This is a genomic window from Brasilonema octagenarum UFV-OR1, from assembly GCF_963888615.1.
GTDB lineage: Bacteria > Cyanobacteriota > Cyanobacteriia > Cyanobacteriales > Nostocaceae > Brasilonema > Brasilonema sennae.
Window position 1 is genome coordinate 1 of record NZ_CAWPKW010000142.1, and the last position, 8,991, is coordinate 8,991.

Annotated in this window: 11 protein-coding genes and 1 pseudogene; 4 read left to right on the top strand and 8 right to left on the bottom strand. The window is 41.1% G+C overall.

The window, feature by feature from the left end; genetic code table 11:
* Window positions 1–69 precede the first annotated feature (69 nt).
* From AC5590_RS09640 to AC5590_RS09660, 5 genes and pseudogenes are all read right to left on the bottom strand, one after another.
* Complete coding sequence (locus AC5590_RS09640; RefSeq protein ID WP_169268576.1) at window positions 70–345, bottom strand: hypothetical protein; 276 nt, start codon at window positions 343–345, stop codon at window positions 70–72.
* A 130-nt stretch (window positions 346–475) separates the two neighbouring features.
* Entirely contained in the window at window positions 476–1,324 is an 849-nt protein-coding gene (locus AC5590_RS09645; protein ID WP_169268577.1) for a hypothetical protein, read from the bottom strand.
* Between the two features lie 479 nt (window positions 1,325–1,803).
* The gene (locus AC5590_RS09650; protein WP_169268578.1) at window positions 1,804–2,259 is read right to left on the bottom strand and encodes a T9SS type B sorting domain-containing protein; all 456 of its coding nucleotides are present in this window, start codon (window positions 2,257–2,259) and stop codon (window positions 1,804–1,806) included.
* A gap of 187 nt (window positions 2,260–2,446) precedes the next feature.
* Window positions 2,447–2,809: a hypothetical protein gene (locus tag AC5590_RS09655; RefSeq protein ID WP_169268579.1), complete on the bottom strand. Its 363-nt coding sequence runs from the start codon at window positions 2,807–2,809 to the stop codon at window positions 2,447–2,449.
* 335 nt (window positions 2,810–3,144) lie between these two features.
* Window positions 3,145–3,234 (bottom strand): annotated as a pseudogene (locus tag AC5590_RS09660) (type I methionyl aminopeptidase); the annotation flags it as partial.
* Between the two features lie 104 nt (window positions 3,235–3,338).
* Here AC5590_RS09660 and AC5590_RS09665 point away from each other — a divergent pair.
* The 3 genes from AC5590_RS09665 (at window position 3,339) to AC5590_RS09675 (ending at window position 5,230) form a co-directional block, all read left to right on the top strand.
* Window positions 3,339–3,584, top strand: coding sequence for a toxin-antitoxin system protein (locus AC5590_RS09665; protein ID WP_169268580.1), 246 nt, complete (start codon window positions 3,339–3,341; stop codon window positions 3,582–3,584).
* Window positions 3,584–3,874, top strand: a complete 291-nt coding sequence (locus AC5590_RS09670; RefSeq protein WP_169268581.1) for a type II toxin-antitoxin system PemK/MazF family toxin — start codon at window positions 3,584–3,586, stop codon at window positions 3,872–3,874. Before AC5590_RS09665 ends, AC5590_RS09670 begins: the two co-directional genes overlap by 1 nt.
* A 270-nt stretch (window positions 3,875–4,144) precedes the next feature.
* Entirely contained in the window at window positions 4,145–5,230 is a 1,086-nt protein-coding gene (locus AC5590_RS09675; RefSeq protein WP_169268583.1) for an RNA-guided endonuclease InsQ/TnpB family protein, read from the top strand.
* A gap of 454 nt (window positions 5,231–5,684) precedes the next feature.
* Here the strand turns inward: AC5590_RS09675 and map are convergent, their stop codons facing one another.
* Window positions 5,685–6,458 carry a type I methionyl aminopeptidase gene (gene map / locus AC5590_RS09680; protein WP_169268584.1) on the bottom strand — a complete coding sequence of 258 codons (774 nt, stop codon included), beginning with the start codon at window positions 6,456–6,458 and terminating at the stop codon, window positions 5,685–5,687.
* A gap of 100 nt (window positions 6,459–6,558) precedes the next feature.
* Window positions 6,559–7,572: a Gfo/Idh/MocA family protein gene (locus tag AC5590_RS09685; protein ID WP_169268585.1), complete on the bottom strand. Its 1,014-nt coding sequence runs from the start codon at window positions 7,570–7,572 to the stop codon at window positions 6,559–6,561.
* A gap of 278 nt (window positions 7,573–7,850) precedes the next feature.
* Here AC5590_RS09685 and AC5590_RS09690 point away from each other — a divergent pair, with 278 nt between their 5' ends.
* Complete coding sequence (locus tag AC5590_RS09690) at window positions 7,851–8,147, top strand: ferredoxin (protein WP_169268586.1); 297 nt, start codon at window positions 7,851–7,853, stop codon at window positions 8,145–8,147.
* 389 nt (window positions 8,148–8,536) lie between these two features.
* Here the strand turns inward: AC5590_RS09690 and AC5590_RS09695 are convergent, their stop codons facing one another.
* On the bottom strand, window positions 8,537–8,671 hold the full coding sequence (locus tag AC5590_RS09695) for a hypothetical protein (protein ID WP_282453092.1): 135 nt from the start codon (window positions 8,669–8,671) through the stop codon (window positions 8,537–8,539).
* Window positions 8,672–8,991: the final 320 nt, after the last annotated feature.

Consider the following 8,991-nt stretch of genomic DNA (forward strand, 5'->3'; position numbering starts at 1 on the left):
CTGGATATCTTATTTTGCGGATTTTAACCGTGATTCAGATATCAACGAATCGCACTATCCACAAATATGCTACTCGACACCCTTCAACTCCTGACATAAAGCTTGCCCAAGATAGTAGTCATGGTTTTCTGCTAGATCAGGAATGTCTACACTAACAGAGCCAATTAGTCGTAAAAGGGGGTCTGTTTCTGTTTGTTGCATGGAATCAGATTGAAATGAAGTCGTTAATTGTTGTGACAGGACTTGCAACACGACTTCCTCTGGAGACTTATTCAAGCGTTCTGCTTGAACAGCCAGTGCTTGCTCTAAGTCGTCTGGAAGAGTAATCACGAAAGTTTTAGCCATAGATCCTCCTTCAGGCTGGGCTGTAACTATTTTACAGCGCTTTTCAGGTACATAAACCACGCTCTTTGGGGCTGTTCTATGCCCATACGTGTCAACTTAAGCTGAAAAGCGCTGTGTTGACCTACTTATCTCATTTGGAAAAATTACTTAGTAGCCAAGTTAGTAGGGTAATTATTATGGAAGCAAGACCTGAAATGAGGAAAGTAACAATATCACTTGGAAGCTTACCTGTCAAAAAGCCAGCCTGAATGCTAGCAACCGGAAATCGAGAATCTAGACCGACTTGAATTTTTTGAGCTTCTCCAGAGAAACGTACTTCTAATCCTTTGGGAGGTGTTTGAGTTTTTAAAGCTCCATCAGAGATGAGGACTTGTGCATCTTGAGATGAATTTGAAGGTAATTCTATACTACGTATTAACTGAATTCCAGGAGTTTCAGGTTTTGGCATTAAAAATTGTTTGCGCTGCATCTTTAGTTCTCGCTCCGCCATACGAATCTCGCCTCGGAGAATTGTGGAAGTGCGTAAGTTGTCCCTAATGTCAGTGCCAGACTGATCTTCAGTATAAAATTTCATATTTGTGACTTCTATCTTACCTCTAAACCATTGCTCTGATTCATTTTCTGATGGATTTGGCAAGCCTACAGAGATATCTACCGCTTGGGTTATTGGTAGCTTAAATTCTTCATTGTTCGGTGTATACAGAAACTCAATTTCTTTGGGATTACCAGGATTATCTTGTAATTTTAGTTGAGGCAGAGAATAACCACTTGTGATGACTATCTTTAATGGCTGTTGACCTAGACTAAGTTGCAAGAAATTTGTTTTTCTAGATTTTCGATTATCTGACTGAATATCTTTTAAAGATAGAGAAAGCTTATATCCTTGTGGATTATAACTAAAAGCATCAACTTTTGTATTCTTCTGTAATCTAAGGTCAAGTAAATTCAGTTGATTTTCTTTAGAGTTTGTGGGGATCATTATCCACCGACTCTTTTCAGATTTGAATTGAAAGGTGAGTTGATTTAACTGGGTCAATGATTTATTCAATTATGGGTTGGATTTACTGATAAACCTGCCTGTTAAAGTAAGATTTTGGATACCTTGGACTGATATTTGAGAAATCCCCTAAATATTTTTGAGCAACGTTTGGTTTTCTTGAGCACTAGTCAAACTCATTTTTTGAACAGTTAAATAACCTTCAAAAATTTGAGGACTAGGAAGTATCAACTTGATTGTGACAACCAAGAGGACAAGAAGTACAACTAAAACAATAGCTGGTGATTTTTTTTGTTGGAAGTAATTCTGAAATCGATGAAAACTCCTTCTAAATACATTTCTAAAGAATCTCACAAGAGATAGCAGTAAATTTAGGAGTCGAGTACGGTAGGTTAAGAATAAGAGCTTCCAGTTTCTACGTGGGAACATTTCAGTTAAATAAACTTAAGTTCTGCACCAACTCATTTGAACCAACTCGGATTGTGTTCAAAAGTAATAACTTGAGACAACGGCTTAGGTGGTTTTCCTTCTTGCTCTTGTAGTGCAGTAATACGGAGTTCGTATCGACCAGCAGGTTGTTTGCGTCCATCCCAATTCACAAAAACTTCTCCAGCAGCTTGAGAGGAGGAGCGAGGGTTTTTATAAACGCGCTGTCCATCTTTAACCCTAACAATTTCAAGTTTTGGGAAGCTAGCAGATCGCTCAGTAAAGAAGACAAACTGATACTCGCTTGAGTTTTGTCCTAGGATTACAGGTACATAGAAAGGTTGAGTGCCTGAACTTATCCAAGCGAGAGTTCGCAAGCTGTCTGGTGGGACTTGTGCTTGCTTGAGAACTCTAGTAGACACGCGAAAACTGGAAGAACCAGGTGTAAGGTTTGCCTCATTCAGAAGGTAATTGATTTTCAGCGATTGCACTCGTATTTCTGGAGTTGCACTACCAACACCAGGAATCTTTAAGGTTAAGTCGCTGCTATAGGAAGTAATAGTACCTATCGCTAAAGAGATGATACGGAATAAACCACTACTTGACTCGCCAGAACGTTGGCGAACAATTCCCTCACAATAGCTTGTGTGTAATCTGCGATCGCACCTTTATCATCCATCAATTGACTTGACTTCCATCCTTGTAGAGGGAAATTGTCACCACTCCCTTGGCTTCATCTCTCATAGCAACATCTAGTCTGAGTGTTCGATACTTACTGTTAGCTCTGCAAACAATCTCACTTTCAATGTACACTTCCCATTTGTATGAGAAAATTTCTCTGCTGAGTGCAAATTCCCCACTTCTTTGCAACCAAGGGAAATTAGATAAACCGTAGGGACTCTTTGCCGTCACACATGTATTTATGTCTTGTACTTGTAGCCCAGTGTTTTTTGATTGGGCTACCAGCTTACCTGAAGTGCTTAAGATAACTGAAATAGCCCCCAGTGAAACCAGGCAACGGATTAATCTAAAATTTTTCATACGGTATCTATTGTAAAATTTAAAACTAAAACTGATTAATATTTAATGTAGTCATTATTATATTCTTGTTCCTAATTACGTAAAAAATATTACTTTATTTTAAAGAATTATCCTGGAATTTCATGGAAAATTGCTAGAAATCAAGTATTTCTAGCGGTTCTCATTTGAATCACATCATATAGAGCACGTAAATGCTACGCCTCCACAGTTGTGTATTGCAAGCAACACCAAAAACACTATATTTTTGAACTGACGAATTCTTTTGTGTGAGTCATCATAGACATGGATCTGTGGCAAAGCGACACAGATCCCTTTTATAGTTTTGATACTGATAGTTAAGCCTTACCTTCCGGTAACGTCAGGATTTCAACGCCGTCTTCAGTTACAGCGAGAGTGTGCTCAAATTGAGCGGAAAGTTTGCGATCGCCGACTTGCAATTCGAGCAACCATATCCACAAACAATCATCTGATGCAGTGGAAGCTGCTTTGGGTTTGGCTACAATGCCTATATAAGTTGAAATATACAGCTATGCCTGAGTTAACTGTTAGTATTAGCCAAACTACCCATGAAACCTTATTGAAATTGGCACAAACCTCTGGTGAAACAATTCAGACGGTGTTAGACAGGGCGATAGAGAATTACCGTAGGCATGTATTCTTAATGCAAGCTAATCAAGCGTTTGCCGCTTTAAGACAGAATGAAGCACTTTGGCAGGAAGAACAGGCACAGAGACAGGCATGGGATCAAACAATGGCTGATGGGGTGCAAGAATAGTGGCGCAAATTGCCAGAGGGGAGGTGTGGTTAGCAGATCTCAATCCAGTCAGAGGACATGAGCAAGCCGGAAAGCGTCCTTGTCTGATTATTTCAGTCGATTTATTTAATCAAGGTGCATCTGGTTTGATCGTTGTCTTACCGATTACCTCAAAGGAAAAAGGAATCCCTTTTCACGTAGAACTGAACCCGCCAGAGGGAGCATTAAAAGTACAAAGTTTTGTCAAGTGCGAGGATGTGAGGTCGATTTCTGTAGAGCGTCTTGAAAAGCGATGGGGTGAGAAACTGTAACTTAATTCCTACCCACTTCTACCCATTATTACTCATTCTTGGGTAGGTCACAGATGAGTTGGTCAACAAATTCTCTAAGCCGTTCTTGCCAGTTGGGGACGGCTTTAAGTTTAGCTCTGGCGCCTTTACGCACTTTAAAGCACACTGATGTTGGATCAAGCGCTTCATTCTCTTGCGGCTGATAAGCATGTTTATTATTTTTCGCAAATGGCATCGGATAAAATATAGCTGTACATGCTAGAATTCTAGCATGTACAGCTACGAGTCGAGATGCTATTAGGTTTCAAGACTGAATTAAAATTGAATAAAGCGCAGCGCACGGCATTAATGAAGCATTCTGGAGTAGCTCGCCACGCTTGGAATTGGGGACTTGGACTGACAAAACAAATCCTCGACCATAACAAAACCAATTCTGATTCCAAAATTAAATTTCCTACTGCCATTGACCTGCATAAGTGGTTGGTAGCATTAGTGAAATCTGAGAACGAGTGGTACTACGAGTGCAGTAAGTCCACGCCACAACAGGCATTAATGGCTTTGCGCGAGGCATGGAAGCGTTGTTTTAACAAGACTGCTGGAGTCCCTAAATTCAAAAAGAAAGGTAAACGTGACTCTTTCACTTTAGAAGGCACTGTCAAAATCCTAAGCAGTAACAAAATTCAAGTACCATGTATTGGTGTACTCAAAACCTACGAGCGCCTACCTCAAGTCAAGCCAAAATCTTGTACTATATCGCGTCAAGCTGACAGATCGTTTATCAGTTTCCGGCTTGAAGTAGAAGCCCAGGAACTAAACAATACAGACGTTGTAGGCGTTGACCTTGGTGTGAAAACATTGGCGACTCTCAGCACCGGTGAGGTGATATTAGGTGCGAAGTCCTACAAAAAGTACGAGGCGAAATTAAGCAGAATGCAGTGGTTGAATCGGCATAAAATTATCGGTTCAGCTAACTGGGAAAAGGCACAGATGCAGGTTGCTAGACTTCACAGAAAAATTGCCAACATTCGTAAAGATACGCTCCACAAGCTCACAACATTACTTGCTAAAAACCACGGTACAGTAGTGATTGAAGACTTAAATGTGTCAGGAATGATGGCTAATCACAAACTAGCGAAAGCAATTGCTGATATGTCTTTGTTTGAATTTCGTCGCCAGTTGACTTACAAGTGTACCTTGCGAGGTTCAAAGCTTGTTGTGGTTGACCGATGGTTTCCAAGTTCTAAGACCTGTTCTAACTGTGGAACAAAAAAAGAAACACTCACTTTGGATGAGCGAGTGTTTGAATGTAATCACTGTGGATTCATCATTGACCGCGATTTAAACGCTGCAATCAATTTGAGTAAAGCCGCCAGTTAGACGGTCTTAGCCTGTGGACTGGATTCGTCCGAACGAACCACACCGAAGCAGGAAGTAACCGAAGCCTAAAGTAAACCTCATGGTCAACTTGTACAGAAAAGTCAAGTTATGGGTAGCTTTGGGTAGGTGTTATGTAACGGTACAGTGTCTCCAGAAACATTGACAGCAGTCGAAGACAGGCTAAGAATTTTGATGGGGTTGTAGTTATTCTAGGTAAATTAGAGTGTTTTTCTTGGCGATCGCCATAGGCGATCGCTCTGCGCCATCCCACAAACCACACAAAAAAAATCCCGCCATAGTCGCAAACTCAGCGGTTTTCAATTGCCAGCATCATCAAATCTCAAGCACTACCCTAGAACTCAATACGATTGAGTTCAGCTGTCGGTTATTTAATTTTCCAGGCGGATCTGTGGCAAAACGACACAGATCCCTTTTATAGTTTTGATACCGATAGTTAAGTCCTACTTTCCCGTAACGTCAGGATTTCAACACCATCTTCAGTTACGGCGAGAGTGTGCTCAAATTGAGCGGAAAGTTTGCGATCGCGTGTCACAGCAGTCCAACCATCACCCAAATGTTCAACTTCCCACGTACCTTCGTTAATCATCGGCTCTATGGTAAAAACCATACCAGGTCGCAGACGTTTTCCCTTACCACGGATACCGTAATGAGGTACTTCCGGCGCAGTGTGGAAAACGTTGCTGACACCGTGTCCTACGAAGTCTCGCACCACAGAAAAGCCTTGCGCCTCAGCATACTCCTGAATGGCTGCACCAATATCTCCAATACGTGCTTGTGGCTTAACTTCAGCAATACCTCTTCTGAGGCATTCCTCTGTCACCTCTACCAACTTTTTGGCTTTTGGGGAAGGGGTACCAACAAAGAATGTCTTGGATGTATCACCGTGATAGCCATCAACAAGCGGCGTCACATCAATATTAATGATGTCACCTTCCTTGAGAATTTGCTTGGCATTAGGAATGCCATGACAGATGACTTCATTCACACTCGTGCAAATTGACTTAGGAAAACCCTTGTAGCCAAGAGGTGCACTTTTTGCACCATGCGCCTGTGTCCACCGTTCCGCTTCGTCATTCAGTTCAAGAGTACTAATCCCTGGCTTCACCAGTGGTTCAAGATGGTGTAAGAGTTCGGCTGCCAAGCGTCCAGCCTTACGCATTTTATCTAGTTCTCTGTTAGATAGAATAACAATTGTTTCACTTTTCATCAAATTTCGTCTAAAGAAGAATCTCCCATAAATATAGTTTGCCGTGTTTGTGTGGATAACTGTATATTGGTTTGAGCAACAGCAAACTCAACAAATCGTTTTATGCTTGGGTTTCATCCTCAACAACGACAGTCAAACCCATTTCAGCAGAACGCCTTGCTGCATCTCCAACCTTGAGGGTGTACAAGCTTTCTTCTGGGGTGACGTACAAGGGAGTGCCATCAATCAGATGGTCTAACACCATTGTCGTATCTTTGGCAAGCAAACCGCGACGAGCACCAACTTCTATCGGTTTTGTTTCTCCTCGCTGTACCAAAACTCCCTTGTCGCCATCAAAAATTAATCCGCCATCTTCACCATGAACTTCAAATCTACGTTCTACCTGCCACAAAGTTTCACCTTTACCATAGACAACATGGGCTAACAGTCCGCTGTTGAAGGACAAATGAGTATCGCAGAAACAGCTTTGGTAATACTCTGTCTCTACTTGCCAGAATCGGTTATGACAGTTAACCGAGACAACTTTACCAAACAAATCCACAAGACGGTGCAATCGAGAAAGTGCGCCAATCAAAGGAAAGCCGAAAAGCTCATGATTGTACGTCCATTTGCGAGGTGCAGGATGTTCCGGCTTGGTTGTGTTGTAGCGCACAAAAAAGACTTGACCAACTTGTGATAGATGTTGTTTCAAAGCTTGATGCAATCCACCCAAAAGTTCGATATGTTCAACATGGAGGAATTTTTTTTGTGCTTTTGCCAAGGCAATAAGTTCTTCAGCTTCAGCCACGTTTAAAGAAAGAGGGTACTCTACAACAACGTGTTTACCATTCTTAAGTGCTTGCCGAGCGATTATACCATGATCCCGAGTCACAGTACAAATCATAACTAAGTCTATGTTGTCTTGCTCCACCAGTTGCTGCCAAGAATTTACGACCATTATTTGGTAATCTCTAGCAAAAGCTTGTGTCTTCTCTGGTGTGTGACCGACAACAGCGACTAAATGGGAGCGCTGATCATGCAGCAATGCTTCAGCCCGTAATTTTGCTGTATATCCAGTGCCAACGAAACCCACTCGTATGGGGTGTTTTTGCGAAAAAGTAGAATTATCGTACATTATAATTGTTAGTATCTTGAAAATAAAAATCATCAACAGTGAAAATAACCCTATTTTCACTGTTGATGATTCAAAAAGCGTGACATAAATCAACTTACCTAAGATTGATATATGTAGCAATTTTTTATACTACTATTTCCAGTTACATTTATTTTTTTTTTTCTCGTAATATCACAAGTGAAGCAATTTCAATGAACGACTGATCCAGTTAAGATAAGGCGTTGTATTTGCTTTAAGATAATTTATACGATCCATTTGCATTCATAGAGGATAACTAAATGGCAAGTTACAAAGTCACACTGATCGATCCTGATGGAGGAAAAAAAACAATTGAGGTAGGAGATGATGAATACATTCTAGACCTTGCTGAAGAAGAAGACATTGATCTGCCATACTCTTGCCGCGCTGGTTCTTGCTCTGACTGTGCTGGTTTGATTAAATCAGGTAGTGTTGATCAGTCTGATGGGAATTTCCTGGACGATGAGCAGATTGATCAAGGATATGTGCTCACCTGTATCGCCAAGCCTACCTCTGATGTCACCATCGAAACCAACAAGAAAGATGATATCGAATAAAGGTTAGGCACCTTAAAAATTAACCTTTTCCAAAAAGTCAGGACTTACGCAAAAATAACCCAATTCTGTCATTGCGACCTCCGGGAAGCAACCGCAAAGCCTTATTTTTCGTCGCGAGTGCGTAAGTCCTAAAAGTCACCGATGTAGCAGGAATAGAAAAAAAGCAGCATAGTAAAGAGAGAAGATTTCTCTTTACTATGTCTGGTCTGTTGCTTATACTTACTTTGGCAATAAATCTAGGGTCTCGGTCACGTATTCGTAATTGACTCAGTGCTATGTTTGTGTATATCCAATTTCTGATGTAATTGGGCGGGTTACAAGCAAGTCACCTTGGTGAGTGAAAGTACAAAAGCTCTAAAGACAGATTGTGTTTGCATTGTCAACCATTATTACTTAACCGCCTCTCTAGATTCACCGTTATTAGGCGAAACCACATCTAATTTTCCAAAGTCAGCCAAGCCATCCAAAGGTTTCAGGCGAAAAACTATCCAAGTTGAATTTAGAACAGCTTGTAAGCAGGACACAGGGAACTGTATGCTCCTGCTTGATTATTTACACCAATTTTCACAGATGCAGATATACGTCTCAGACAGGGAGGAAACCACAGAGTCAGGGAGTAGAGAGTATGTCCTAAGCAGCCAATAACCTAGACAAGCCTAGTCAACTACCGCCAACTATTCCTCGAATTCTTCTATCAATTCATCAACAAGTTTTCTTAGTCGTTCCTTCCAGTCAGGGATGGCTTTTAATTTGTCTGTGATGCCCTTGTGGACATTGAAACACACAGGTGTCTTATCAAAAGGCTCATTATTTAAAGGTTGTGCACCTAATTTATGATTTTTCT

Excerpts from the sequence above, each read along its gene's own strand:
- AC5590_RS09665 (WP_169268580.1), top strand. The coding sequence starts at position 3,339 with ATGCCTGAGTTAACTGTTAGTATTAGCCAAACTACCCATGAAACCTTA.
- AC5590_RS09640 (WP_169268576.1), bottom strand. The coding sequence starts at position 345 with ATGGCTAAAACTTTCGTGATTACTCTTCCAGACGACTTAGAGCAAGCA.
- AC5590_RS09655 (WP_169268579.1), bottom strand. The coding sequence starts at position 2,809 with ATGAAAAATTTTAGATTAATCCGTTGCCTGGTTTCACTGGGGGCTATT.
- map (WP_169268584.1), bottom strand. The coding sequence starts at position 6,458 with ATGAAAAGTGAAACAATTGTTATTCTATCTAACAGAGAACTAGATAAA.
- AC5590_RS09645 (WP_169268577.1), bottom strand. The coding sequence starts at position 1,324 with ATGATCCCCACAAACTCTAAAGAAAATCAACTGAATTTACTTGACCTT.
- AC5590_RS09690 (WP_169268586.1), top strand. The coding sequence starts at position 7,851 with ATGGCAAGTTACAAAGTCACACTGATCGATCCTGATGGAGGAAAAAAA.
- AC5590_RS09675 (WP_169268583.1), top strand. The coding sequence starts at position 4,145 with ATGCTATTAGGTTTCAAGACTGAATTAAAATTGAATAAAGCGCAGCGC.
- AC5590_RS09685 (WP_169268585.1), bottom strand. The coding sequence starts at position 7,572 with ATGTACGATAATTCTACTTTTTCGCAAAAACACCCCATACGAGTGGGT.